This is a genomic window from Rhodobacter sp. Har01 (assembly GCF_020564565.1).
Classification (GTDB): Bacteria; Pseudomonadota; Alphaproteobacteria; order Rhodobacterales; family Rhodobacteraceae; genus Pseudogemmobacter.
The window spans coordinates 294,852-317,031 of record NZ_JAJCTD010000005.1 but is presented as its reverse complement, the minus strand read 5'-3'; the positions used below and the strand labels follow the sequence as shown (position 1 = coordinate 317,031).

Below are 22,180 nucleotides of genomic sequence, written 5' to 3'. Positions count from 1 at the left end.
GGTCCCGCATGGGCTGGAAGACCGAGTTCAGATCCATCTACTACGACGGCGCGCCGGAACCCGACGACCCGGCAATCGATCCGGCCAGCACCGCCTTTCTGGTGATCGACGTGCAGAACACCTACCTTGCACGCCCCGATCCCTCGGGCCTCTCGGCGGATGAGCGGCGCCGCTACGACGCCTGGACCCCGTTCCATGACCGGATGCAGGGCCAGGTGATCCCCGGCACGGCGGAAATGCTGGACTGGTGCCGCGGCCGCGGGATCGAATGCCTCTTCGCCCGCATCGCCTGCCACACCGCCGATGGCCGCGACCGCTCGCTTTCGCAAGAGATGCCGGGGTGGAACAACCTGCTGTTGCCCAAGGACGAAGCGGCCTCGCAGATCGTGCCGGCACTGGCCCCGGTGGGCGACGAGATCGTGGTCACCAAGACCACCGATTCCGCGCTGACCGGCACCAGCCTGCGGCTGATCCTGCACAACCTGGGCATCAGGACCGTGGTCTGCGCCGGCATCTTCACCGACCAGTGCGTCGCCTCCACCGTGCGCAGCCTGGCCGACGAAAGCTTTCAGGTGATCGTCTTGCACGACCTGTGCGCCGCGGGTTCGATGGAACTGCACTGCAAAGAGTTGGAAATCATCAACATGATCTACTGCCACGTCATGTCCTCGGACGAGTTCCGGGCGCTGGCGGGCTAAGACAAGGGAGGGTCTCATGGCACATTCGGTAGCGGGGCGGTCGGTGGTGGTCACCGGCGGGTCGAAGGGCATCGGCAAGGGCATCGCGCGGGTCTTCGCCGAAGCCGGCGCAAAGGTGGCGATCCTGGCGCGGCACGGCGACCAGGCACAGGCGGCGGCGGCCGAAATCGGCCACGGGGCCATCGGGCTGGCGGCGGACGTGACCGATGCGGCCTCGTTGGCGGCGGCGGCCGGCGAGGTCGCCAAGGCCTTCGGCGGCGTGGACGTGCTCTGCGCCAACGCCGGCATCTTTCCCCCCGCCAAGCTGGAAGAGATGACCGAGGGCGACTGGGACCATGTGGTGGACACCAACCTCAAGGGCACCTTCCTGAGCGTGAAGGCCTTCCTGCCCCTGATGAAGGCCTCGGATCAGGGCCGGATCGTGCTGACCTCTTCCATCACCGGGCCGGTCACGGGCTTCCCCGGCTGGACGCACTACGGCGCCACCAAGGCCGGGCAGCTGGGCTTTATGCGCACCGCCTGCATCGAACTGGCGAAATACGGCATCACGGTGAACGCCGTCCTGCCCGGCAACATCATCACCGAGGGTCTGGCCGGCATGGGCGAGGAATACCAGCGGTCGATGGCGGCCTCGGTGCCGTTGAAGCGGCTGGGCACGGTGGACGACATCGGCCATGCCGCGCTGTTCTTCGCCTCGCGCGAGGCGGGTTACGTCACCGGGCAGGCGCTGGTGGTGGACGGCGGCCAGATCGTGCCGGAATCGCTCGAGGCTCTGGCCTCGGCCTGAGGCCCTGGCCGGAAACGATTTCCGAAGTCGGAAATCGTGGACGGAATTCGACTTCGAATTCCGGTCCTAGGCCTCAGCCGAACCGCTTCAGATAGGCCTCGCACAGCGCCACCGTGCCTTCGGTATAGGCCACGCCCATCGACTGCGCGAGGTCGGTCTCGGCGTGCGAGCCGATCCAGGCCACCAGCAAGAGCCGGCGCAGCATGACGAAGGTGGGGATCTCGGCCTCGTCCTCGGCCGCCAAGGGCGCCACGCTGCGGTAACCGCGCACCCAGGCCGCGATCAGCGCCGGCACCTGCGGTTCGTGTTCGTAGAACGACACCGGCGTGGCGGCGTCATACAGGAACCAGCCGAACCCCATGTCGTCGAAGTCGATCACCTTGACCTCTGGCCCGTCGATCAGAAGGTTTGCCAGCCGCAGGTCGCAGTGGATCAGGCCGAAACGCCCCGGCCCCTGGCCATAGTCGGCCAGGCGGCGGCCGATCAGGTCGACCGTGCGCCGGAACAGCGCCTCCTTGCCTGCGTCCATTCCCATGCCGTCGCGCCAGCGGCCCCAGTGCGGGGCATCCTCGCCAAGGCTGGTCTGGAAATCCCAGGTCAGGCGGGTGAATCCCGGTGGGCGCGGCCAGGTCCGGGCATGCGCGTGCATCCGCGCCGTCACTGCGCCCAGGGTCTCGAACGGGCCGATCAGGTCGTCGCCGATGCCCGGTTCCACCCCGGTTTCCCAGTCGAACAGCACCATGTGGCGGGCGCGTGCCATCGAGGCATGCGCCATGTCCTGGATCAGGCTGCCGTTCCGCCCCGGCAGCGGATTCGGCGTGATCACCACCCCGTCCCGGCGCAGCGCCATGGCCCAGGCCAGTTCCGAACCGATGGCCTCGCGGCTGTGATAGCCGTCGCGGTGGATGCGCAGGGCATAGCGGCGGCCGTCCCCGGCGCCGTCCACCGCGTAGGTCGCGTTCTCGGACAGGTTCAGGAGCCGCACCTTCGGCGCGCCGCCAATGTCCCAGAGCGAAAGCGCGCCTTGCGCCAGCTCCTGCAAGGCGGCAAGCTGTTCGTCATGCGACAGCCGGTCGAAGTCCGCTGGCCCTGCCGTCATGCCCCGTCTCCCCTTCCTTTGCCCCGCCCAAGGCTGCACCACCCCGGGCCCCTGGGGCAAGCCTCAGCCGTCGCGGCCCTGGATCGCCGCCAGCACCTGACCGATCCGGTCCAGCGCCTTTCGCGCCTGCTCGGGCGTGCCCGCCATGTAGATCCGCCCCGCCGCGCCGATCATCTGCACATCCACGATGGTCAACCCGGGTGCTGCGCGTTCCGCCTCGTTCGCGGCCATGGCGGCGAACAGCGCCGGCACGATCTCGGCCAACAGCAGCGTCTGCCCCGGCAGGATCATCGAGGCCTGGCGGTTGCGGTTGATGATGATGGCGTGCTGGTCGGCGATATCCTCGATGATGTCGGAATACAGCACCCGCGGCCGCAATTGATCGGCCGCCGCAAGGCCAAGGCCCGCCAGGATCGCCGCCCCGGCCCGATCCAGCCGGTCGCGGTCGCCTCCGTGCAACTCCAGAACGCCGAACTGGCGTTCGACGAACAGGATGCCGGGCTCCAGGTCCGGGTCCTGCTTCAGCGCCAGGTCGATCACCCGCTCGATCAAGAGGCCCGGCGCCACCTCGATCACCAGCGCATGGTCGCCCGCCAGCGGCGGGTAGCCGCGCGCCCGGGTGGGCGTGGCCATCGCGGCGGCGAATTGCGGCTGCAGATCGGGGATCTGCAGATAGACGCGCAACTCGCCCGCGGGCGCCTTGGCGGGCTTTGGCCGGGAGGACATGGCGGCTGTGCCCGGGCGTTACGACTGGCCGGCCATGAAATGCTTGGTCAGGTCGGCATGCGGCCGCGGGATGACGTGGACCGAGACCAGCTGGCCGACCTGCCCTGCCACCTCGGCGCCGGCCTCGGTTGCGGCCTTCACCGCGCCGACGTCGCCGTTGATGATGACGGCGATCAGCCCGTCACCCACCTGCTCGCGGCCGACGATGGTGACGTTGGCGGCCTTGACCATGGCGTCGGCGGCCGCCAGTGCGGCGACATAGCCCTTGGTTTCGATCATGCCGATGGCGTTGCTGGACATGGGGGTTCTCCTTCGGAACGGGGTTTCAGGATGTCTTGGTGGCGGCTTCGTCGATCGAGCCGATGATGAGCGCGTCGATCGGCGGGGCCTTGCCCTTGAACCAGCCGGCCGCGACCGAGCCGGTGGCGATGATGACCTTCTCGCCGTCGCCGCAGCCCAGCGGGTCAAAGGCCAGCAGGCGCGACGAGGAATCCTCGATCTGCACCTCCAGCACGGGGCCGGCGGGCACGTCGTCCAGCCGCTTGGTGGACCAGACGCGGCCGATCACGGTGGCCTTGAGCATCAGCGTGTCCTTTCCAGGGTGATGCGCCGCGCGCGGGCGCGGTCGCGGGCAAGCGGGGTGACCACGGCCTCGGGGGCCAGCCGCAGGGTGCTGCCCTCGGGCAGGGCGGCGATGGTCTTTTCGGTGACGACGCGCAGGTCTGAAGCGGCGCCGGTGGCCGCGGCCGTCCCGGGGCGCAGTTCGGGGCGCAACTCGGCCAGGGCCTCGGCAATTGCCTCACGCACCAGACGGCGCAGGGTTTCGCGGTCGGGTCCGGTCATTGCAGGGTCTCCAGCGCGGCTTGCGCGGCTTCGGCGGCGGCGGCGATGCTGGCCTCGCTTCCCGACAGGTAGACCCGTCCGGTGGCGCCCATCATCCGGTAGTCCACCACCTTGATTTCGGCGGCCTTCTCGGCCTCGTTGGTGGCCAGGATGGCATAAGATGCCGGCTCCATCTCCAGCACGAACAGGGTTTCCCCGGCCAGCGCCATCGACCCCGCGCGGTTGCGGTTGATCAGAAAGGCGTGCTGCGGGTCGATCCTTGTGACGATGCGCGACGCCAGCACCTTGGGCCGCATCGCGTCCGAGGGGCTGGCGCCCAGGGCCTCGGCCACCGCCTCGGCCGCCGCGCGTACCGAGGCGGTCGAGCGGGAGTGGATTTCCAGGTAGCCGAACTGCCGTTCCACCACCAGGATGCCGGCCTGCACCTCGGCGGCCTTCAGCGCCACGTCGGTCAGGGGTTCGATGTCCAGGCCCGGCGCCACCTCGATGATCTGCGCGGCCATGTTGGACCGCGGCAGCATGCCCTTGATCCAGGTGCCCAGATAGCACAGCGTCTGCGGCTGCAGCTGATCAAGGAAGATGAAGGACCGCAGGTTGCCCATCCCTCAGGCCGTCTGCAGGGCGGCGCGCAGTTCCTCAAGGACGAGGGCGCGGATTTCGGCACGCAGTGCGGCCATGTCGTCCTGGGCGGCGGGCCCGCGGGCGGTGACGGCGCTGCCGCCGAACGGCAGGTCCACCCCCGGCACCGGGGCGCGCTTGCCGCCCACAGGGCCGCCGGGCGGGTTGCCCTGGCTGTAGGAAATCGGCGCCTCGGCCGGCAACAGCGGCTCGGCCCGCCAGGGTGAGATGTGATCGAACCGCGCCGGTTCGGCGTCGGCCGCTTGCGCGATCTGCACCCAGTTCACCAGATGGTCGGGCCGCAGGTTCTCGCCCAGCGCCGAGCCACCGGCAAAGCCGGTGCCGATGGTCATGGTCGGGCCGAGGTTGGTGCCGAAACCCGCGGCACCCTGCGACAGCGGCACGTTGACGGCAACGCGCAAGGCCGGGGCGGCGCGGGCAAAGGCCATCAGCGCGGCCTCGTCGCGGCCGTGGAAGCCGGCGGAATGGCCGGTTCCGGCGTGCCGCATCATCGCGCGGGCGGCGCGGCCGGCCTCGCCCGGGCCATCGACGCGGGCGAAGCCCAGCACGGGGGCCAGCTTTTCGCGGGCAAAGGGTTCCTCGGGCTGCACCTTGGCAAAGGGCACCACTAGGATGCGGGTCGAGGGCGGCACGGTGATTCCGGCTGCCCGGGCGATCACCGCGGCATCCTTGCCCAGCGCGCCGGTGACGTTGAAGCCGCCCTCTGCGTTCCAAAGCAGGGCGCGCAGCCGGTCGGCCTCGGCCTCCGAGCAGACATGCGCGCCGGCCTGGCGCAGAGCCTCCAGCAGGCGGTCGGCAAGGACGCGGTCGGCCAGAACGACGGATTCATTGGTGCAGAGAATGGAGTTGTCGAAGGATTTTGAGTCCACCAGCCGCTTTGCTGCCGCCACCGGATCGGCGCTTTCATGCACATAGGCCGGCGCGTTGCCTGGCCCCACGCCATAGGCCGGATGGCCCGACCGATAGGCCGCCTGCACCACCGCCGGCCCGCCGGTCGCCAGCACCAGATCCACCCGCGCATCCGACATCGCCGCCTCGACCAGCGGAATGGTCGGCTCGCGCAGCACCTGGATCGCGCCATCCGGCGCGCCGGCCTTGCGCGCGGCCTCGGCCAGCGCCTCGGCCGCCGCGATGGAACAGCCCTTGGCCAAGGGATGCGGGCTGAACACCACCGCGTTGCGCGTCAGCATCGCCAGCACCGCCTTGAAGTTCAGCGTGGCGATCGGGTTGGTCGAAGGCGTCAGCGCCAGAATCACCCCGGCGGGCCGGGCGAGTTTCACGATCCTGCGGTCGGGTTCGGCCAAAGGCCCGACGAAATCCTGCCCCGCGTAGGTGTCGAACACCCCGCGTGAACACAACTCGTTCTTCAGCCGCTTGTGGGCGACCACGCCGAAGCCGGTTTCCCGCACCGCCGCCTCGGCATCGGCCTGGGCGCGGGAATGACCGGCTTCGGCCACCGCCCTGGCGATGCGCAAGGTGGTGGCACGGTCCAGCTCGGCAAAGGCGCCGGCGGCCCAGCGGGCGCGCTCCATCACCCCGTCAAGGGGGTTCTGCGCGAAGGTCAGGAAGGGCTTGCCGCCGTCCATCGCGCTATCCCTTCATCTCGGCGATCAGCGCCCGCAACCGCGGGATCGCGGCGTCGAAGCGCTCGATCACCTCTTCGCACAAGGCCCGGCTCATCAGCACGCCCGGCTTGAACTGCAGCACCCGCTTGTCCAGCGAGGAGAAGATCGCCCAGACGCCGGTTTCATACAGCGCCCGGCTGGCGGCGACGGCGCCTTCGGGGTGGTCGAATTCCACCCCCATCACGGTGCCCATCTGGCGCAGCCCCACCACCACATCGGGGTGGCGGCGGATCAGGTCGGCGAAGCCCTCGGCGAAGAATTCCGAGACGGCACGGGTGTTTGCCCGGGTTTCCGGGCGCTGCAGGATCTCCAGCACCCGCATCGCCACGAAGCAGCCCACCTCGCCGCCGCCGGTGGTCGAGATGTGCGCGGCGCCGTCCTCGTGCAGCCAGCCGCCGGCGCGTTCGCCCAGCATGCAGACGGCGATGGGATAAAGCCCGCCCGACAGGCCCTTGGCGGCGATGAACAGGTCCGGCTGCACGCCGAACACCTGCCAGCCCCACATCTGCCCGCAGCGCATGAAGCCGGTCTGCACCTCGTCGGCGATGTAGAGGGTGCCGTATTTCGTGCACAGATCGCGCACGCCCTGCAGATAGCCGGGCGCCGGCATCGGAAAGCCATAGGTCGCGGGGATGGTCTCAAGGATCACCGCCGCAATGTCACGGCCCTTCAGCGCGGCCTCCATCGCGGCCAGGTCGTTGAACGGCACCTGGATGAATTCGTCCGGCCGGTCGGACAGGAATATCTTGGTGAAACGGTCATCCCCGGTGGCAACCGACAACCCGGCGTGGCCGTGGTAGCCCTTGATGATCGACACGATCTTGCGCCGCTTGGTGGCATAGCGGGCCGACTTGATGGCGATGTCCGCCGCCTCGGCCCCGCCGGGGGCGAAGACGGCGTAGGACATCCCGGGCGAGCAGTTCACCAGCGCCTCGGCCAGCGCGGTGCGGGCGACAGAGGGGAACCAGTGGTTGCCGATGTCGAAATATTCCAGCGCCGTGGTCAGCGTCGCGATCAGTTCGGCGTTGCGGTGGCCCAGGTTGTAGGTGCCGCCGTTGATGTGCAGGTCGATCAGCCGGCGGCCGTCGATGTCGTGGATGATGTAGCCCTCGCGCCGGCCCATCACCAGATCGACGCCGGTCTCCTGCCAGAACCGGGTCTTGCCCGGGTTCCAGTAGCGGATCGACTTCTCCAGCACCTCTTCCTTCGAGGTGTATCGGAACAGCCCGTAGTCCAGCATGACTCCCCCGCCGACGTGACCGTCGCGACTCACATTTCTGTGGAATACTCGCAAACATTCGTGTGACTGTCAAAGAAACCATGTCAGAATTGCCAAGTTCACCCCGGCTGCCCCCGCAAATTCGCGGAGATGCGGGCAAAATCTGCCGAACAGGCAAACCGGGCGGGGCATCTCCTTCAATTCCGGCCGGCATTGCGCTAGACAGTCGGATGACCGGGACACCAGGGTGCGAGGAATGGCATGACCAGGGCCTACCGCTATGCCAAGGACGCGCGCCAGCAGCGCATCATCGACACCCTCGCCTCGACCCCCAGCCTGCGCCTGAGCGAACTGGTCGAGGCGCTGGGCGTCTCGGGCGAGACCATCCGCCGTGACCTGCGCGAACTGGACGAACGCGGGCTGATCAGCCGCACCTACGGCGGCGCGGTGCGCAACTTCGTCGCCGAACCCGCGCTGGCCGAACGCCGCGCGATGATGATCGAAGAGCGCGAGGCGATCGCGGCGGCGGTTTCGGCCGGCGTCCGGCACGAAGAGGTGCTGCTGTTCGGCGGCGGCGCCACCACGCTGCATGTCGCCCGCCGCATCGCCCGCGACCACCGCGGGATCACCGCCATCACCCACGCCTTCGACATCGTGACGGCGCTTTCCGCCAATGCCAGCTTCACCGTCATCTGCGCACCCGGCGAATACGATGCGCGTGAGGGCCTGCTGGTCGGGCACGATACGGTGGCCTTCCTGCAAAGCTTCGGCGCGCATCGGGCGATCATCGGGGCCACCGGCATCACCGCCGAGGGCATGAGCAACGCCGAGGTCAACGCGGCCGCCGTCTATTCCACCATGATGGCCTGTGCCGAGCGCACCACCATCGTCGCGGATCGCAGCAAGTTCGGGGTGCGCGCGCTCAAGCTGTATGGCCGCTGGGGGCCCGGGGTCGAACTGGTGTCCGACAGCCCGCCGGCGCTCGAGATCGCCGCGGCGATCACCCGCACCGGGGCCGCGTTCACCCTGGCCACGCCCGATGGCGGCGAGTGACCGACAGCCTTGGCGAACGGCGCCGGACGGCGGAGGTGACCCGGAAAGGAGTGCGCGACATGATCCTGAAAGATCGATTGGCCTTCGTCACCGGCGCGGGGTCCGGAATCGGGCGGGCAGGGGCGCTGGCGATGGCCCGCGAAGGGGCGCTGGTGGTGGTGACCGACCGCGACGGGGCGGCGGCCCGGGCGGTGGCCGCCGAGATCGCCGCTGCCGGGGGCCGGGCCGAGGCGCAGGCCGTGGACGTTGCCGACGACGCGGCGCTGACCGAGGCGATTGCCGGAACCGCGGCCCGGCACGGCCGGCTGGACATCCTGCATTCGCACGCCGGAGTGCAGGTCTCGGGCGGGCTGGCCGAGGCCAGCGTGCAGGAGATGGACTTGTCCTGGCGGCTGAACGTGCGGGCGCATTTCGTGGCGGCCAAGGCCGCGCTTGGGCCGATGCGGGCACAGCGGCGCGGCTCGATCATCGTCACGGCGTCGAATTCCGGCGTGCAGTATGACCGCGGGATGATCGCCTATTGCACCACCAAGCATGCCGCCATCGCGATGGTGCGGCAGATCGCGGTGGACCATGCCCGCGACGGCATCCGCTGCAACGCGCTGTGTCCGGGCTTTGTGGACACCCCCTTCAACGCCGGCTTCCAGGCCCAGATGGGCGGCCGCGCGGCGCTTGAGAACTATGTCGCCGAGACCATTCCGATGGGCCGCTGGGGCAGCGTGGACGAGATTGCCGAAGCGATCCTCTACCTGGCCTCCGACCGCTCGGCCTTCATGACCGGCCACGCCCTGGTGATCGACGGCGCCGAAAGCCTCTGACCCGTCCGGCCCCGGCACCTCGTCCGGTCTCAGCCTGCCGATGCCCCCGCAGGTCCGCTCGGGCCAGAGCACATCGCGATCCGGCGGTCGCGCTCGCGGCGGTCATCCGGTCGCTCCGACGTTCTCTTGCGCCACCGAGACGGCCTTCAGAACCGCAAACACCGGTTGTCCCGCGGCCAGGCCCAGCGCATCGACTGACCGGCGCGTGACGCGGGCGAGCAACATTTCGTCGCCTGCCTCCAGCTGCACCAGCGCGCCGGGGCCGTCGCCCATGCGGACGTCGCGGACCGTCGTGGACAAGACGTTCAGGGCCGAAATGCCGATCGGCCGGGTGGTGGCCAGCATCACGTCCTGTGCCAGGATCCGGACGCGCAGGCTTGCCCCGACGGGGGCGGCCACGCGGGGCAGCCACAGCGGCCCGGCGGCACAAACCAGCCGGGTCAATCCGTCGTCATCCTGTGCTACCACGGTCGCAAGCAGGATCGCGCCGGCCTCGCGCAGGCCCAGCAGCGGGGCCGTCACCGGGTCCGACAGGATTGCGGCGGTGGGGCCGGCGGCGGTGACGCGGCCCGCCTCCATCAGCACAACCGTGGTGGCCAGCCGGGCGACCTCGGAAATGGCATGGCTGACGTAAAGGATGGGCAGCCGCAACTCGTCGCGCAGACGTTCCAGATAGGGCAGGATTTCGGCCTTGCGCGCTTCGTCCAGGGCGGCCAGCGGTTCGTCCAGCGCCAGCAGGCGCGGGTTCGACAGGATGGCCCGGCCGATCGCGACCCGTTGCTTCTCGCCGCCCGACAGGGCGCCGGGGCGGCGGTTCAGCAAGGCGCCGATGCCCAGCAGATCGACGATGCGGCCAAGCTCCACCGCCGCCGCCCCCTTGGGCGCGAACCAGCGCCCGTAAAGCAGGTTCTGCCGCACCGTCAGATGCGGGAAAAGCCGGGCGTCCTGAAAGACATAGCCGATCCGGCGCCGATGCGGGGGCAGGTTCGTCCCGGCCTTGGTGTCCAGCAGCACCACGTCGTCGGCGGTGATCCGGCCCTGATCCGGGCGAAGCAGCCCGGCGACGGCGTTGATCACGGTGGTCTTGCCGGAACCGGATCGACCGAACAGCACCGTCACCCCGGCGGGCGCCTCGAAGGCGACGTCCAGGACAAAGCCTGCAAAGCGATGCCGAAGCGCGATCTGCAGCGTCATGTGCCCGAGATCCTGCGGGCCACGGCCCGCGCCACCCATTCCGACAGCAGCAGCGCCGACATCGCGATGGCGATGGCGATCCAGACCAGCCGCGCCGCCTGGGCATCGCCGCCGGGCACTTGCAGCAGGGCATAGATCGCCGAGGGCATGGTCTGGGTCTGGCCGGGAATGTTCGAGACGAAGGTGATCGTCGCGCCGAATTCTCCCATCGCCTTGGCAAAGGCCAGGATGGCGCCGGCGATGATGCCGGGCAGGATCAGCGGCAGCGTCACCGTCGCGAAAACCCAGGGCCGCGAGGCCCCCAGGGTGCCGGCGGCCTGTTCCAGTCTGGGGTCCACCGCCTCGATGGCAAGGCGGATCGCCCGCACCATCAGCGGAAACGCCATGATGCCGGCGGCCAGCGCGGCCCCGGTCCAGCGGAAGGCGAAGACAATGCCGAACCATTGGTCCAGATACAGGCCGACGGTTCCCTTGCGGCCGAAGGTCACCAGCAGCAGATAGCCGGTGACCACCGGCGGCAGGATCAGCGGCAGATGCACGATGCCGTTCAGCACCTGCTTGCCCCAGAAATCCCACCGCGCAAGGGCATAGGCGACCATCACGCCCAGCGGCAGGCTGACCAGCGTCGCCCAGAACGAAACCCGCAGCGACAAGGCCACGGCGCGCCATTCGTCAGGGGTAAGCCAGTCCGCCATTCCACCCTTCGCCTCGGTCGGGTCAGCCCGACCCGGTCGGTTCAGTTCAGTTCAGGATCACGAAGCCCTGCTCGACGAACTTCGCGTCTCCGGCGTCCAGGGACAAGGCCTCGAAGAAGGCGCGGTCCGCGTCGTCTGCGGCCCCGGTCAGCAGCGCGCCAGGATAGACAATGGGCTTGTGGCTGTCGGCCGGGAAGGTGCCGACCACGGTGACGTTGTCATCCGACACCGCGTCCGTCGCATAGACGATGCCGTAGGGGGCCTCGCCGGTTGACACCAGCGTCAGCGCAGCGCGGACGTTTTCGGACTGTGCCACTGCACCTTCGACCGCCGACCAGATCCCCAGCGATTCAAGGGCTTCCTTGCCATATTGCCCGGCCGGCACGGAATCGACCATCGCCATCGCCAGCTTGCCATCGCCCAGCAGCCCGGCCAGATCGAACCCCGGCCCGATCGCGACGGCAGCCGCGTCCTTGCCGTGGGCCACCAGCACCAGCGCGTTGCCGAAAAGATCCCTGCGGGTGCCGTCCACCACCTGACCGGCCTTTTCCACTTCGTCCATCCAGTTGACAGCGGCAGAGACGAAGATGTCGGCCGGAGCGCCTTCAATGATCTGCTTGGCCAGCGCGTTCGATGCCCCGTAGCTGATGATCACGCCGTGCCCGGTGGCGGCCTGGAAATCCGCGGCCACCGCGTCGAGCGCGGTCTTCATGGATGCGGCGGCGAAGACCACCACCTCTTCGGCAAACGCAGGCGCAGCCAGCGACACGGCAAGCGCGGAGGCCAGGGCAAGACGGGAGGGGGCAAGACGGGATGCGGCAAGGCGGCGGGACATGATTCCTCCTGTCGATATGGTTCTGGAAACACATCACCTGGTCGGTTCTGGCAAGGCAAGGGCTATTTTCCGCCGGACATATCCAGTCTGACCGCAGGGCGCACAATCGCCTCAGCAACGGCTGGATTTTGGGCAAAGACGGTGCGGATCGGCCCGATGAGGCCCCCTGCTTGACCAGCGTCCAGGCCGGTTTGTCGCGCACCGCCATCTGGCGTCCGGCAGCAGCGATCAGGCCGGTTGCAGGGATCGGCGCCAGAAGCGCGGCCTTTCCCGATCCGACCACGCCCGGCGGGCGCCTGGTGGCCATCCGCGGACCCGCGCGGCATTGTCGATGAAACCACCGCAGGTCTCTCTTTGGCCAGACCGCAGCGCGGCCCCGGCGGGGCAGAATGGCACGCGCCGGTTGACAGGCGCTATATATTCGCGACCATAACGCCAAGGGGCCTGAGGGCAACGACCGCCAGACTCGGTCCCGGCGCAGGAGGCAGGTCATGGAAAACCCTGGCATCGCAGCGGTGTTCATGGCGGACAAGGCCGAGATCGATCCCAAGCTCGCGGCGCTGGTGGCGACCCTTGCCGCCGAAGGTTGGCGGGTGGCCGGCTTGCTGCAGACGCGGAGCAGTTGCGGCGACATGGCGGTGTGCGAACTGGTCTCGGGCCAGGTCTTCGGCATCGCCCAGAACCTGGGGCCGGCAGCGCAGGGCTGCAAGCTTGACCCCCGCGGCCTGGCCGAAGCCGCCGGTGCCGCGCTTGGCGGCCTTCAGTCCGGCGCCGACCTTCTGGTCATTCCGCGGTTCGGCCAGGCCGAGGCCGAAGGCCATGGCGTCCGCGCCGTGATCGAGCAGGCCTGCCAGATCGGGGTTCCCGTTCTGGTGGCCGTGCGCGAAGGCCACGCGCCGGCCTGGGAGCGCTTTGCCGGCGGGCTGGCCAAGACCCTGCCGGCCGACCTGCCGGCGCTGCTGACCTGGTGCCGGCGCGCCCGCGCGGCCGCCCGGGCGTGACAGGCCCGGCGGTGGGGCCGGTCTCGGGGTTGGTCTCGGGGTCGCGTGTCGATCCCGCAGTTGGCCTTGTTCAGCGCGGCGGCCGGGTGTGGCCGTCACCCGCGGCGGGGCGAACAGGTTGTTCATCGCCTGCACGGGGCGCCCCCCGGCGGTCTTGCAGGACAGGCCAGCCGATCGCTTCCAGTGCCGGGCTGCCGCAAGGATCGGGCCTTGCCGCAAGGCCGCGCTTTCCATCGGCCTGACCCGGCTTATGTTCGGGTCAGGAGGATGCCCGATGCTGCTCAGTCTGCGCGAGGTGACGAAGACCTATCCGGGGGCCGAGACCGCCGTGCTGCGCGGCGTGTCGCTGGCGCTTGAGGCAGGCGGGATGCTGGCGCTGACCGGCGAATCCGGTTCGGGCAAAAGCACGCTTCTGCATCTGATCGGCGGGCTGGATACGGCCGACAGCGGCAGCGTGGCGATTGACGGCACCGACCTGACGCCGTTGGACGATCCCGGCCGCGCGCGGTTGCGGCGCGGCACGGTGGGGGTGATCTTCCAGCAGTTCAACCTGATCCCCTCGCTGACGGTGGCGGCCAACATCGCCTTCCAGGCCCGCCTGGCGGGGCGGCATGACGCGGCCCATGCGCAGGCGCTGGCGCAGCGGCTGGGGCTGGCCGGGCATCTGGACAAATACCCCGAGCAGCTTTCGGGCGGCCAGCAGCAGCGCGTCGCCATCGCCCGCACTCTGGCGCCGCGGCCCAGGCTGGTGCTGGCCGACGAGCCGACCGGCAACCTGGACGAGGCGACCGCCGACACCGTCTTCGCGCTGCTCTGCGAGCTGGTGGCGGAAACCGGGGCGGGGCTGATCCTGGTCACCCATTCCGAGCGGCTTGCGGCGCGGATGCGCCGCCGGATGCACCTCAGCGCCGGGCAGTTGACGTGAACCGGGTGATCCTGGCCGCGCTGCTCTCGCACTGGTGGCGCAACCCCTTGCAACTGTTCACCCTTCTGGCGGGGCTGGCGCTGGGAACGGCGCTCTGGTCCGGGGTTCAGGCGATCAATGCCGAGGCGCGCGCCAGCTACGATGCCGCCGCCGGCGCCTTGGGCGAGGGCAACCTGGCCCAGATCACCGCGCTGCCGGGCGGGGTGATCGCGCAACAGACCTATGTCGCGCTGCGGCGCGCGGGCTGGAACGTGTCGCCGGTGATCGAGGGCAAGCTGGGCGCGGTGCGGCTGATCGGGATCGAGCCGCTGACCGCCCCGCGCGGGACCGGCCCGGGGCCGCTGCCGGACGGGGCCGATCTGGGGGCGTTTCTTTCCGGAAATGGGCAGGTCTTTGCCCGTGCCGAGACGCTGGCCCGGCTGCCTGACACCGGCGCCGAACCCGTGGTCACCCCCGAGATCGCTCCGAACACCGCGATCACCGACATCGGGCTGGCGCAGCGGCTGCTGAACCGGCCCGACCAGATCGACCGCCTGCTGGTCCTGCCAGACCAGCCGCTGACCCGCCGCCCGCTGGCCGAGGTCGCCCCCGATCTGGTCGAGACCGCGCCGCAAGGCGGCAGCGATGTCGCCCGGCTGACCGACAGTTTCCACCTGAACCTCACCGCCTTCGGCCTGCTGTCCTTTGCGGTGGGGCTGTTCATCGTGCACGGAGCCATCGGTCTGGCGTTCGAGCAGCGTCGGACGATGGTGCGCACCCTGCGGGCGCTGGGCGCGCCGCTGCGGCGGCTGATCGGGCTGATGGCGCTGGAACTGGCGGCACTCGCGCTGGTCGCGGGCCTGCTTGGCGTGGCGCTTGGCTATCTGGTGGCGGCGGCGCTGCTGCCCGACGTGGCGGCCACCCTGCGCGGACTGTATGGCGCCGAGGTTTCGGGCCAGCTTGCCCTGCGGCCGGTCTGGTGGCTGTCGGGGCTGGCGATGGCGCTGGCAGGCACCGCGGTGGCGGGCGGCGGAGCGCTCTGGGCGCTGGTGCGGATGCCGCTCTTGGCCAGCGCCCAGCCGCGGGCCTGGGCCATGGCCCGGCACCAGCGGGGCCAGGCCCTGCTGGCGCTGGCGCTGCTGTGTGTGGCAGCGGCACTGGCGCTTTGGGGGCAGGGGCTGCGGGCCGGCTTTGCGATGCTGGGCGCGCTGCTGATCGGCGGGGCGCTGGCGCTGCCGCCGCTGCTGGCCGGGCTGCTGCGTCGGGCCGAGGCGCGTGCGCAGGCCCCCCTGGCACAATGGTTCTGGGCCGACACGCGCCAGCAACTGCCGGGGCTGGCGCTGGCGCTGATGGCGCTGTTGCTGGCGATGGCGGCAAATGTCGGTGTGTCCACCATGGTCTCGTCGTTCCGGCTGACCTTCACCGGCTTCCTCGACCAGCGGCTGGCCTCGGAGCTTTATGTCTCCGCCACCGACCCCGCCCAGGCCCGCGCGATTGTCGCGGTGGCCGAAGGCCAGGCGCAGGCGGTGCTGCCCATCGTCCTGGTCGAGCGGACGGTGGCGGGCCTGCCGGCCGAGGTCTTCGGCGCCCGCGATCACGCCACCTACCGCGAGAACTGGCGCTTTCTGCAGGCGATCCCCGATGTCTGGGACGCCCTGGCGCGGGCCGAGGGCGTGCTGATCAACGAACAACTGTCCCGCCGCGCCGGGCTTGGCCTGGACGACACGGTCGAGATCGCCCCCGGCCTGGCGCTGCCCGTGCTGGGCATCTACGGCGATTACGGCAATCCGGTCGGGCAGGTGATCGTGACCGAGGCGCTGTTCCAGCGCGCCTTTCCGCAGGTGACCCCGCTGCGCTTCGGCCTGCGGCTTGACCCCGCACAGGTCGGCGCCATGCAGGCCGCGCTGCGCGACCGGGCAGGGGTGCCGGACACCGCGATGATCGACCAGGCGGCGATCAAGGCGCTGTCGCTGGCGGTGTTCGAGCGCACCTTCACCGTCACCGCGGCGCTGAACGTCCTGACCCTGGCGGTCGCCGGCTTCGCCCTGCTGATGAGCCTTCTGACCCTGGCCGCGATGCGCCTGCCGCAGCTGGCTCCGGTCTGGGCGCTGGGGGTCAGCCGGCGCCGGCTGGCAGCGCTGGATCTGGCGCGGGCGGTGGTGCTGGCGGCACTGACCGGGGTGCTGGCGCTGCCCTTGGGCCTGGCGCTGGCCTGGGCGCTGCTGGCGGTGGTCAATGTCGAGGCCTTCGGCTGGCGCCTGCCGATGTATCTCTTCCCGGGTGACTATCTGCGGCTGGGCGGGCTGGCCCTGCTGGCGGCGGCGCTGGCCGCGCTTTGGCCGGCGTGGCAATTGTCACGCATGCCGCCTGCGCGCCTTTTGGGGGTGTTCCGCCATGAACGCTAGGCTTCTGATCCTTCTGCTGTGGCTGCCGGTGCAGGCGCTGGCGCAGGGCTTTGCCGGGCTGGGCAGCGAAGATGACAGCTTCGCCCGGCCCAGCCGCGACACCGTCCTGCAGTTTCCGGCCGATCACGGCGCGCATCCCGCCTTTCGCATCGAATGGTGGTATCTGACGGCCAACCTGACCGGCCCGGACGGCACGCCCTACGGGCTGCAATGGACGCTGTTCCGCAGCGCCCTCGCCCCCGGCGACGGGCCGGGATGGGCCAGCCCGCAGCTTTGGATGGGGCATGCCGCCGTTACCACGCCGCAGGCGCATTTCGTGGCCGAGCGGCTGGCCCGCGGCGGCATCGGCCAGGCCGGGGTCACCGCCACCCCGTTCGCGGCCTGGATCGACGACTGGCAGATGGCGGGGCCGGATTTCGACACGCTTCGCCTTGCCGCCTCTGGCCCCGACTTCGCCTATGACGTGGCACTGGTCGCAACCGGGCCGCTGGTGCTGCATGGCCAGCAGGGCTATTCGGTGAAATCCGCCGCCGGGCAGGCCAGCCACTACTACTCGCAGCCGTTCTATCAGGTCAGCGGCAGCCTCACCCTGCCCGAGGGTCCGGTCGCGGTCACCGGCACCGCCTGGCTTGACCGGGAATGGTCCTCGCAACCCCTGGCGCAAGACCAGCGCGGCTGGGACTGGTTCTCGCTGTCCTTCGACAGCGGCGACAAGCTGATGGGCTTCGTGCTGCGCGGTGAGCGGAACTTCACCGCCGCCACCTGGATCACGGCGGACGGCCAGACCACCGCCTACCCCGACGGCGCCTTTGCGGCCGAACCCCTGGCCCGCCAGACCGTCTCGGGGCGCGAGGTGCCGGTGGAATGGCGCGTCAGGCTGCCCGGCCGCGGCATCGACGTCACGGTCAAGGCGCTGAACCCGCAGGCCTGGATGGCGACCTCGGTGCCCTACTGGGAAGGTCCGGTGACGATCTCGGGCAGTTCCGGCGGCGTGGGGTATCTAGAGATGACCGGCTACGACTGACCTGCCCGGGCAAGGCCAAGCCCCGCCCGGTCAGTAGAATCCCACCTCGCGCACGTCGATCCGGGCGTCATGGTCGCGGCCATAGGCCACCACGGCGACCGAGGTCAGCCGGCTTGCCCGGGGCACGCTGCGCAGCATCGCCCCCGAGGCGGCAAAGGCCTCGAACGGCAGCCGCACTTCGGTCCAGGCTTCCGTCACCTCGAATCCGGCCTGATAGTATTGCCAGGGCAGCAGCGTGCCGGCCGTGCGCAGATGGGCGAAATAGCGCTGCCCGTTGCCGCGGACCACAAGCCGAAGGCCGGTCGTGCCCTCGGGCGGCGGGGCGGGCAGATCAAGCCGCATCTGGATGAAGCCGCCCCGGTTGGCGGTGCTGACCTGGCCGGTCATGCGGGCAAAGCGCGTGCCGCCTTCCTGCAGAAAGGCCACCTGGCCGGTCGAGACGCCCCCCATCACCTGGTCCGTGAAGAACCGCCAGCGGGTTTCGGGCTGCATGGTGAAATCCTCGATCATGATATCGTCTGCAAGGGCCGGGGCCAGGGCCAGGGCGCAGGGCAAGGCCCCGGTCAGCAGAACCGCCGCAAGGACGACGGGGAATCGTCTGCGCATCGACACCTCCTGGCGTCACGGCGACACCGACCGCGCGCGCTTTCAGAGGAACACGAAGTCCGCCGCATTGCCAGCGCCGCCAGCGCCGGCGGTCAGCCAGGCTGAAAGCCCGAGATCAGTTGCCGCAGGCCCAGGAGGGCACCCAGGACGATGGCGACCAGGGTCACCGGCCCCGACCAGGCCAGGGCGGCGAAGGCGGTCACGCCCTGGCCGATCGAGCAGCCCATCGCGACCACGCCGCCGATGCCCATCAGCACGGCGCCGCTGACCTGCCGGCCCAGTTCGCGCGGGTCCTCGCAGGCCTCCCAGCGGAACAGGCCGCGGATCATCGAGCCGATCAGTGCCCCCAGCATCACCCCCAGCACCGAGCCGACCGAGAAGGTGATGCCGCCCGCGGTCGAAGTCATCAGGTAGATCAGCGTGCGCCCGACCGGCGCGGTGAATGACGGGCCCTCGACCGCGACCTCGCTCAGGCTGTGGTCGGCGACCCAGGTGGTGCCGGCAAAGCACCACACCACGGCAAGACCCGCCGCCACGCCCCAGGCGATCATCTTCGGGCTGTGCCGCAGCCCGGAATGCGACAGCGCCACGCCCAGGCAGGCCAGGCCAAGGACCGTCACCACCGCCCACGCCGGCATGCCGAACGCACCAAGGTCGTGCACAATGCCCTGCGGCCCCGCGGCATCGGGCTGCGGGAACAGCATCTGGCGCAGCGGGGCCAGCGGGCCCGACAGCGCGACAAAGCCGAAGATGCCCATCACGACCACCACCACCATCGACCGCAGGTCGCCGCCGCCAAAGCGCACCAGCGCGCCAAAGCCGCAGTTGCCGGCCAGCGCCATGCCGTAGCCGAAGACCAGCCCGCCCAGGATCGAGGCCATCGGGTTCCAGCTGATCGTATGGTAGAAGCTCGCGTCGAGGTCGATCAGCCCGGCCATGGCGCCGAACTGGGTGCCCAGGATCGCCACGCCCAGCACGATTCCCCACAGCCGCATCCGGCGCTGGTCATGGCCATAGGCCGCGCTTTCCAATGCGCCCAGCGTGCAGAAATCGCCCAGCCGCGCGGCCAGTCCCATTACTGCGCCGCCGATCAGTCCGACCAGCGCCGCCAGCACGCCCATCGGCAAGCCGTCCATCGTCCTCTCCTCCTGTCTGCCGCCGCGCTTGCGAACGGCGGCGGGTCAGCCTTGCGTCCGGTCTTGTGCCGGGTCGCCATAGAGACTGCACAGCAACCGGATCATCTCTGCCACCTTCGGGTCAAGCAGCGAATAGATGATGGTCTGACCCTCGCGCCGGGCCGAGACCAGCCCCTCCAGCCGCAGCCGCGCCAGTTGCTGGCTGACCACCGCCTGGCGCGACGACAACAGGTTCTCCAGCTGGGTCACGCTGTGCGGCGCGCGCAGCAGGTGGCACAGGATGGTCAGCCGCCCGTCATGGCCCAGCGCCTTGAGAAAGTTCGACGCCGCCTCGGCCCGGTCGACCAGTGCTTCCAGCCCCGCGGGCGGGGCGGTCGTGTCGAACGGATTGCCGAGGTCTGCCAATTCCATGATCCGATGCACCGTGCCCCTTCTTGCCGCCTGCCGCGGCGGACGGCAATCGAAACCTCAGTCCGCGGCCGCATCAAGCGCCGCCCCGGGCGCCGTCCGGGGCGCCTTTTCGATCAGGTCGGCCAGCAGCGGCCAGAAGAAATCCTCGCCCGGATAGCCCTCGATCCGGCCGGTTTCCACCCCGTCGGCGACCAGCACGAAGGTTGGCGTGAACACCGGCGGGGCGCCGATCGACAGCCCCTCTGGCAGAGGGTCGCGAAGTTGCAGCCGGCGCAGCGGGGCGGCCCGGCCTTCGGCGGTCAGGGGATATTCCGGGCCGACCTCTTCGGTCCAGCGGGCGCAGTAGATGCAGCCGGGCTGTTCGAACATCAGCAGCTCCAGCCCGGCCGCGCCGGCGCCGGTCACCCCCAGGGGCAGGATCGCCAGTGCAACCGCAAAGCGAAAGGCCATGTTGACAGCCTCATATGAACATAGAAATATGCTAATGTAACTTTGCCGCTTCGGCAAGGCACCGCTTCAAGGGGAGAGGGGGCGATGCTGGACGTCAGCTTTGGCGGCGCGGCGCTGGCGGGGCTGTTGTCGTTCCTGTCGCCCTGCATCCTGCCCATGGTGCCGTTCTACCTGTCCTACATGGCCGGTCTGACGGTCAAGGAACTGCGCGACGGCGGCACCGTCGCGCCGGGGGCCAGGGGCCGTCTGGTGATCCAGGCGGTGCTGTTTGCCCTTGGCGTGACGACGATCTTCGTTCTGCTGGGCCTCGGCGCCACCGCGCTGGGGCGCAGCTTCGCGCAGTGGAAAGACACCCTGTCCTGGGTGGCCGGCGGCGTGCTGATCGTCTTCGGCCTGCATTTCCTGGGCGTGCTGAAGATCGGCCTGCTGTATCGCGAAGCGCGGGTGCAGACCGAAACCCGGCCCACCACCCTGATCGGCGCCTATGTCATGGGCCTGGCCTTCGGCTTTGGCTGGACACCCTGCGTCGGCCCGGCCCTGGCCGCCATCCTGATGGTCGCCAGCGGCATGGGAGAACTGTGGCGCGGCGGCCTGCTGCTTCTGGTCTATGGCCTGTCGATGACCTTGCCCTTCGTGGCGGCGGCGCTGTTCGCCGGGCCGTTCCTGGCCTGGGTCGCCCGCCACCGCGCGCTGATGGGCCATGTCGAAAAGGCGATGGGGGTGATGCTCATCGTCTTCGGCATCCTGATCGCCACCAACTCGGTCAACCTCATTGCCGAATGGTTGATCCAGACCTTCGACTGGTCCGCAACCCTGACATGACCGGAGCCATTGCCATGATCCGCCTGAAAACCCTTTTCGTCGCCCTGGCCTTGACCTTGGCCGCCTCGCCCGCGCTTGCCGTGGACCTGGGCGACGACGGCCTGCACAAGCCGGCCTGGCTGCGCGAAACCTTCAAGGACCTGCGCGAAGATCTGGCCGAGGCCAATGCGGAAGGCAAGCGCCTGCTGGTGACCTATGAACAGCGCGGCTGCATCTACTGCACCAAGATGCACGAAGAGGTGTTCCCCGATCCCGCCATCGAGGCGCTGATCCTCGAGCATTACTTCGTGGTCCAGCTCAACCTCTTCGGCGATGTCGAGGTGACCGATTTCGACGGCACCGTGCTGACCGAAAAGGACATGGCGATGCGCTGGGGCGTGATGTTCACGCCCACCCTGATCTTCCTGCCCGAGACCGTGCCCGAGGGCCAGACCGCCGCCGACGCCGCCGTCGCGATGATGCCCGGCGCCTTTGGCAAGGGCACCACCAAGGCGCTGCTGATCTGGGTCCGCGACCACGGCTATGACACCGGCGAGAACTTCCAGAAATTCGTCGCCGAGCAGATGAACGCCGGCAACTGACTGCAGCAGCCGCCGGCAAGTCCTTGCTATACAAATGAACATAGGAATATTCACGGATGCTAATATTTATGTTGCGTGAGGTGGGACTCCTTGCTTATCGTCAAGGTCAGGGAGAACTGAGGGAGGATCACGATGACCAGCCGTTCCTGGCTGGCTGCCGCGGTGGCTTTGTGCGCCGCGTCGCCCGCTGTCTGTGAAATTGCGCCCAAGGACCTGTCCTTCGTCGAGGGGGCCATCGAGGCTTCGCTGACCGGCACGCCGGGCAACCCGGAAGAGGGCGTGAAGGTGATGACCACCAACGCGCTGGGCAATTGCGTGGCCTGCCACACCGTCGCGGCGCTGCCGAATGTCCAGTTCCCGGGCAACATCGGCCCGGCGCTGGACGGCGCCGCCAGCCGCTACACCGAAGCGCAACTGCGCGGCATCCTCGTCAATTCGAAGATGACCTTCGAGGCCAGCTTCATGCCGGCCTTCTACAAGACCGAGGGCTTCATCCGCCCCGGTGCCGCCTATTCCGGCAAGGCGCCCGAAGGCGACCTGCCGCCGATCCTGACCGCGCAGCAGATCGAGGACGTCCTGTCCTATCTGGTCACGCTGAAGCAGTGACAG

General features: G+C 69.4%; 26 protein-coding genes. 11 read left to right on the top strand and 15 right to left on the bottom strand.

Going from position 1 to position 22,180, the window contains the following annotated elements:
* The first annotated feature begins 8 nt into the window (after window positions 1-8).
* Together LHP98_RS14440 and fabG are read left to right on the top strand one after the other, a co-directional pair.
* Window positions 9-698 (top strand): cysteine hydrolase family protein, encoded by a 690-nt coding sequence (locus tag LHP98_RS14440; RefSeq protein WP_227253244.1) that lies wholly within the window; start codon window positions 9-11, stop codon window positions 696-698.
* Between the two features lie 16 nt (window positions 699-714).
* On the top strand, window positions 715-1,485 hold the full coding sequence (gene fabG, locus LHP98_RS14435) for a 3-oxoacyl-ACP reductase FabG (RefSeq protein WP_227253243.1): 771 nt from the start codon (window positions 715-717) through the stop codon (window positions 1,483-1,485).
* 73 nt (window positions 1,486-1,558) lie between these two features.
* Here the strand turns inward: fabG and LHP98_RS14430 are convergent, their stop codons facing one another.
* The 8 genes from LHP98_RS14430 to LHP98_RS14395 form a co-directional block, all read right to left on the bottom strand.
* On the bottom strand, window positions 1,559-2,584 hold the full coding sequence (locus LHP98_RS14430) for a phosphotransferase enzyme family protein (protein WP_227253242.1): 1,026 nt from the start codon (window positions 2,582-2,584) through the stop codon (window positions 1,559-1,561).
* Window positions 2,585-2,647: 63 nt separating this feature from the next.
* Window positions 2,648-3,310, bottom strand: a complete 663-nt coding sequence (locus LHP98_RS14425) for a hypothetical protein (RefSeq protein WP_227253241.1) — start codon at window positions 3,308-3,310, stop codon at window positions 2,648-2,650.
* A gap of 18 nt (window positions 3,311-3,328) precedes the next feature.
* Window positions 3,329-3,610 carry a BMC domain-containing protein gene (locus tag LHP98_RS14420; protein ID WP_227253240.1) on the bottom strand — a complete coding sequence of 94 codons (282 nt, stop codon included), beginning with the start codon at window positions 3,608-3,610 and terminating at the stop codon, window positions 3,329-3,331.
* A 25-nt stretch (window positions 3,611-3,635) separates the two neighbouring features.
* Window positions 3,636-3,893, bottom strand: a complete 258-nt coding sequence (locus tag LHP98_RS14415) for a EutN/CcmL family microcompartment protein (RefSeq protein WP_227253239.1) — start codon at window positions 3,891-3,893, stop codon at window positions 3,636-3,638.
* Window positions 3,893-4,153, bottom strand: coding sequence for a hypothetical protein (locus LHP98_RS14410; protein ID WP_227253238.1), 261 nt, complete (start codon window positions 4,151-4,153; stop codon window positions 3,893-3,895). The genes LHP98_RS14415 and LHP98_RS14410 overlap by 1 nt, the downstream gene beginning before the upstream one ends.
* Window positions 4,150-4,755 carry a BMC domain-containing protein gene (locus LHP98_RS14405; protein WP_227253237.1) on the bottom strand — a complete coding sequence of 202 codons (606 nt, stop codon included), beginning with the start codon at window positions 4,753-4,755 and terminating at the stop codon, window positions 4,150-4,152. The genes LHP98_RS14410 and LHP98_RS14405 overlap by 4 nt, the downstream gene beginning before the upstream one ends.
* A 3-nt stretch (window positions 4,756-4,758) precedes the next feature.
* Window positions 4,759-6,378, bottom strand: a complete 1,620-nt coding sequence (locus LHP98_RS14400) for an aldehyde dehydrogenase family protein (RefSeq protein WP_227253236.1) — start codon at window positions 6,376-6,378, stop codon at window positions 4,759-4,761.
* 4 nt (window positions 6,379-6,382) lie between these two features.
* A complete protein-coding gene (locus tag LHP98_RS14395) occupies window positions 6,383-7,657 on the bottom strand; it encodes an aspartate aminotransferase family protein (protein WP_227253235.1) in 1,275 nt (424 codons plus the stop codon).
* 240 nt (window positions 7,658-7,897) lie between these two features.
* Between LHP98_RS14395 and LHP98_RS14390 the strand changes: the two genes are divergently transcribed.
* Window positions 7,898-8,689: a DeoR/GlpR family DNA-binding transcription regulator gene (locus LHP98_RS14390; protein ID WP_227253234.1), complete on the top strand. Its 792-nt coding sequence runs from the start codon at window positions 7,898-7,900 to the stop codon at window positions 8,687-8,689.
* A 59-nt stretch (window positions 8,690-8,748) separates the two neighbouring features.
* The gene (locus LHP98_RS14385; protein WP_227253233.1) at window positions 8,749-9,507 is read left to right on the top strand and encodes an SDR family NAD(P)-dependent oxidoreductase; all 759 of its coding nucleotides are present in this window, start codon (window positions 8,749-8,751) and stop codon (window positions 9,505-9,507) included.
* A gap of 102 nt (window positions 9,508-9,609) precedes the next feature.
* Here the strand turns inward: LHP98_RS14385 and modC are convergent, their stop codons facing one another.
* From modC to modA, 3 genes are read right to left on the bottom strand one after another with little or no spacing between them, the layout of a single operon-like run.
* Window positions 9,610-10,701: a molybdenum ABC transporter ATP-binding protein gene (modC, locus tag LHP98_RS14380; RefSeq protein WP_227253232.1), complete on the bottom strand. Its 1,092-nt coding sequence runs from the start codon at window positions 10,699-10,701 to the stop codon at window positions 9,610-9,612.
* A complete protein-coding gene (gene modB, locus LHP98_RS14375; RefSeq protein WP_227253231.1) occupies window positions 10,698-11,396 on the bottom strand; it encodes a molybdate ABC transporter permease subunit in 699 nt (232 codons plus the stop codon). Before modB ends, modC begins: the two co-directional genes overlap by 4 nt.
* A gap of 46 nt (window positions 11,397-11,442) precedes the next feature.
* Complete coding sequence (gene modA / locus LHP98_RS14370; protein ID WP_227253230.1) at window positions 11,443-12,231, bottom strand: molybdate ABC transporter substrate-binding protein; 789 nt, start codon at window positions 12,229-12,231, stop codon at window positions 11,443-11,445.
* A gap of 491 nt (window positions 12,232-12,722) precedes the next feature.
* On the opposite strand from modA, the gene LHP98_RS14365 reads away from it, so the two are divergent.
* The 4 genes from LHP98_RS14365 to LHP98_RS14350 all read left to right on the top strand — a co-directional run bounded on the left by LHP98_RS14365 (window position 12,723) and on the right by LHP98_RS14350 (window position 17,565).
* Window positions 12,723-13,232 (top strand): DUF2478 domain-containing protein, encoded by a 510-nt coding sequence (locus tag LHP98_RS14365; protein ID WP_227253229.1) that lies wholly within the window; start codon window positions 12,723-12,725, stop codon window positions 13,230-13,232.
* Window positions 13,233-13,506: 274 nt separating this feature from the next.
* The gene (locus LHP98_RS14360) at window positions 13,507-14,157 is read left to right on the top strand and encodes an ABC transporter ATP-binding protein (protein WP_227253228.1); all 651 of its coding nucleotides are present in this window, start codon (window positions 13,507-13,509) and stop codon (window positions 14,155-14,157) included.
* Entirely contained in the window at window positions 14,154-16,541 is a 2,388-nt protein-coding gene (locus LHP98_RS14355; RefSeq protein WP_227253227.1) for an FtsX-like permease family protein, read from the top strand. The genes LHP98_RS14360 and LHP98_RS14355 overlap by 4 nt, the downstream gene beginning before the upstream one ends.
* Window positions 16,531-17,565 (top strand): lipocalin-like domain-containing protein, encoded by a 1,035-nt coding sequence (locus LHP98_RS14350; protein ID WP_227253226.1) that lies wholly within the window; start codon window positions 16,531-16,533, stop codon window positions 17,563-17,565. The genes LHP98_RS14355 and LHP98_RS14350 overlap by 11 nt, the downstream gene beginning before the upstream one ends.
* Window positions 17,566-17,595: 30 nt before the next feature.
* Here LHP98_RS14350 and LHP98_RS14345 read toward each other — a convergent pair whose 3' ends face one another.
* From LHP98_RS14345 to LHP98_RS14330, 4 genes are all read right to left on the bottom strand, one after another.
* Window positions 17,596-18,171 carry a CIA30 family protein gene (locus LHP98_RS14345; protein ID WP_227253225.1) on the bottom strand — a complete coding sequence of 192 codons (576 nt, stop codon included), beginning with the start codon at window positions 18,169-18,171 and terminating at the stop codon, window positions 17,596-17,598.
* A gap of 92 nt (window positions 18,172-18,263) precedes the next feature.
* A complete protein-coding gene (locus tag LHP98_RS14340) occupies window positions 18,264-19,307 on the bottom strand; it encodes a YeeE/YedE family protein (protein WP_227253224.1) in 1,044 nt (347 codons plus the stop codon).
* Window positions 19,308-19,352: 45 nt separating this feature from the next.
* Window positions 19,353-19,718 carry an ArsR/SmtB family transcription factor gene (locus tag LHP98_RS14335; RefSeq protein WP_227253263.1) on the bottom strand — a complete coding sequence of 122 codons (366 nt, stop codon included), beginning with the start codon at window positions 19,716-19,718 and terminating at the stop codon, window positions 19,353-19,355.
* A gap of 57 nt (window positions 19,719-19,775) precedes the next feature.
* The gene (locus tag LHP98_RS14330) at window positions 19,776-20,168 is read right to left on the bottom strand and encodes a thioredoxin family protein (protein ID WP_227253223.1); all 393 of its coding nucleotides are present in this window, start codon (window positions 20,166-20,168) and stop codon (window positions 19,776-19,778) included.
* 84 nt (window positions 20,169-20,252) lie between these two features.
* On the opposite strand from LHP98_RS14330, the gene LHP98_RS14325 reads away from it, so the two are divergent.
* The 3 genes from LHP98_RS14325 (at window position 20,253) to soxX (ending at window position 22,177) form a co-directional block, all read left to right on the top strand.
* Window positions 20,253-20,990: a cytochrome c biogenesis CcdA family protein gene (locus LHP98_RS14325; RefSeq protein ID WP_227253222.1), complete on the top strand. Its 738-nt coding sequence runs from the start codon at window positions 20,253-20,255 to the stop codon at window positions 20,988-20,990.
* Between the two features lie 14 nt (window positions 20,991-21,004).
* The gene (locus LHP98_RS14320) at window positions 21,005-21,571 is read left to right on the top strand and encodes a SoxW family protein (protein WP_227253221.1); all 567 of its coding nucleotides are present in this window, start codon (window positions 21,005-21,007) and stop codon (window positions 21,569-21,571) included.
* 132 nt (window positions 21,572-21,703) lie between these two features.
* The gene (soxX, locus tag LHP98_RS14315) at window positions 21,704-22,177 is read left to right on the top strand and encodes a sulfur oxidation c-type cytochrome SoxX (RefSeq protein WP_227253220.1); all 474 of its coding nucleotides are present in this window, start codon (window positions 21,704-21,706) and stop codon (window positions 22,175-22,177) included.
* Window positions 22,178-22,180: the final 3 nt, after the last annotated feature.

Excerpts from the sequence above, each read along its gene's own strand:
- LHP98_RS14440 (WP_227253244.1), top strand. The coding sequence starts at position 9 with ATGGGCTGGAAGACCGAGTTCAGATCCATCTACTACGACGGCGCGCCG.
- fabG (WP_227253243.1), top strand. The coding sequence starts at position 715 with ATGGCACATTCGGTAGCGGGGCGGTCGGTGGTGGTCACCGGCGGGTCG.
- LHP98_RS14430 (WP_227253242.1), bottom strand. The coding sequence starts at position 2,584 with ATGACGGCAGGGCCAGCGGACTTCGACCGGCTGTCGCATGACGAACAG.
- LHP98_RS14425 (WP_227253241.1), bottom strand. The coding sequence starts at position 3,310 with ATGTCCTCCCGGCCAAAGCCCGCCAAGGCGCCCGCGGGCGAGTTGCGC.
- LHP98_RS14420 (WP_227253240.1), bottom strand. The coding sequence starts at position 3,610 with ATGTCCAGCAACGCCATCGGCATGATCGAAACCAAGGGCTATGTCGCC.
- LHP98_RS14415 (WP_227253239.1), bottom strand. The coding sequence starts at position 3,893 with ATGCTCAAGGCCACCGTGATCGGCCGCGTCTGGTCCACCAAGCGGCTG.
- LHP98_RS14410 (WP_227253238.1), bottom strand. The coding sequence starts at position 4,153 with ATGACCGGACCCGACCGCGAAACCCTGCGCCGTCTGGTGCGTGAGGCA.
- LHP98_RS14405 (WP_227253237.1), bottom strand. The coding sequence starts at position 4,755 with ATGGGCAACCTGCGGTCCTTCATCTTCCTTGATCAGCTGCAGCCGCAG.
- LHP98_RS14400 (WP_227253236.1), bottom strand. The coding sequence starts at position 6,378 with ATGGACGGCGGCAAGCCCTTCCTGACCTTCGCGCAGAACCCCCTTGAC.
- LHP98_RS14395 (WP_227253235.1), bottom strand. The coding sequence starts at position 7,657 with ATGCTGGACTACGGGCTGTTCCGATACACCTCGAAGGAAGAGGTGCTG.
- LHP98_RS14390 (WP_227253234.1), top strand. The coding sequence starts at position 7,898 with ATGACCAGGGCCTACCGCTATGCCAAGGACGCGCGCCAGCAGCGCATC.
- LHP98_RS14385 (WP_227253233.1), top strand. The coding sequence starts at position 8,749 with ATGATCCTGAAAGATCGATTGGCCTTCGTCACCGGCGCGGGGTCCGGA.
- modC (WP_227253232.1), bottom strand. The coding sequence starts at position 10,701 with ATGACGCTGCAGATCGCGCTTCGGCATCGCTTTGCAGGCTTTGTCCTG.
- modB (WP_227253231.1), bottom strand. The coding sequence starts at position 11,396 with ATGGCGGACTGGCTTACCCCTGACGAATGGCGCGCCGTGGCCTTGTCG.
- modA (WP_227253230.1), bottom strand. The coding sequence starts at position 12,231 with ATGTCCCGCCGCCTTGCCGCATCCCGTCTTGCCCCCTCCCGTCTTGCC.
- LHP98_RS14365 (WP_227253229.1), top strand. The coding sequence starts at position 12,723 with ATGGAAAACCCTGGCATCGCAGCGGTGTTCATGGCGGACAAGGCCGAG.
- LHP98_RS14360 (WP_227253228.1), top strand. The coding sequence starts at position 13,507 with ATGCTGCTCAGTCTGCGCGAGGTGACGAAGACCTATCCGGGGGCCGAG.
- LHP98_RS14350 (WP_227253226.1), top strand. The coding sequence starts at position 16,531 with ATGAACGCTAGGCTTCTGATCCTTCTGCTGTGGCTGCCGGTGCAGGCG.
- LHP98_RS14345 (WP_227253225.1), bottom strand. The coding sequence starts at position 18,171 with ATGCGCAGACGATTCCCCGTCGTCCTTGCGGCGGTTCTGCTGACCGGG.
- LHP98_RS14340 (WP_227253224.1), bottom strand. The coding sequence starts at position 19,307 with ATGGACGGCTTGCCGATGGGCGTGCTGGCGGCGCTGGTCGGACTGATC.
- LHP98_RS14335 (WP_227253263.1), bottom strand. The coding sequence starts at position 19,718 with ATGGAATTGGCAGACCTCGGCAATCCGTTCGACACGACCGCCCCGCCC.
- LHP98_RS14330 (WP_227253223.1), bottom strand. The coding sequence starts at position 20,168 with ATGGCCTTTCGCTTTGCGGTTGCACTGGCGATCCTGCCCCTGGGGGTG.
- LHP98_RS14325 (WP_227253222.1), top strand. The coding sequence starts at position 20,253 with ATGCTGGACGTCAGCTTTGGCGGCGCGGCGCTGGCGGGGCTGTTGTCG.
- LHP98_RS14320 (WP_227253221.1), top strand. The coding sequence starts at position 21,005 with ATGATCCGCCTGAAAACCCTTTTCGTCGCCCTGGCCTTGACCTTGGCC.
- soxX (WP_227253220.1), top strand. The coding sequence starts at position 21,704 with ATGACCAGCCGTTCCTGGCTGGCTGCCGCGGTGGCTTTGTGCGCCGCG.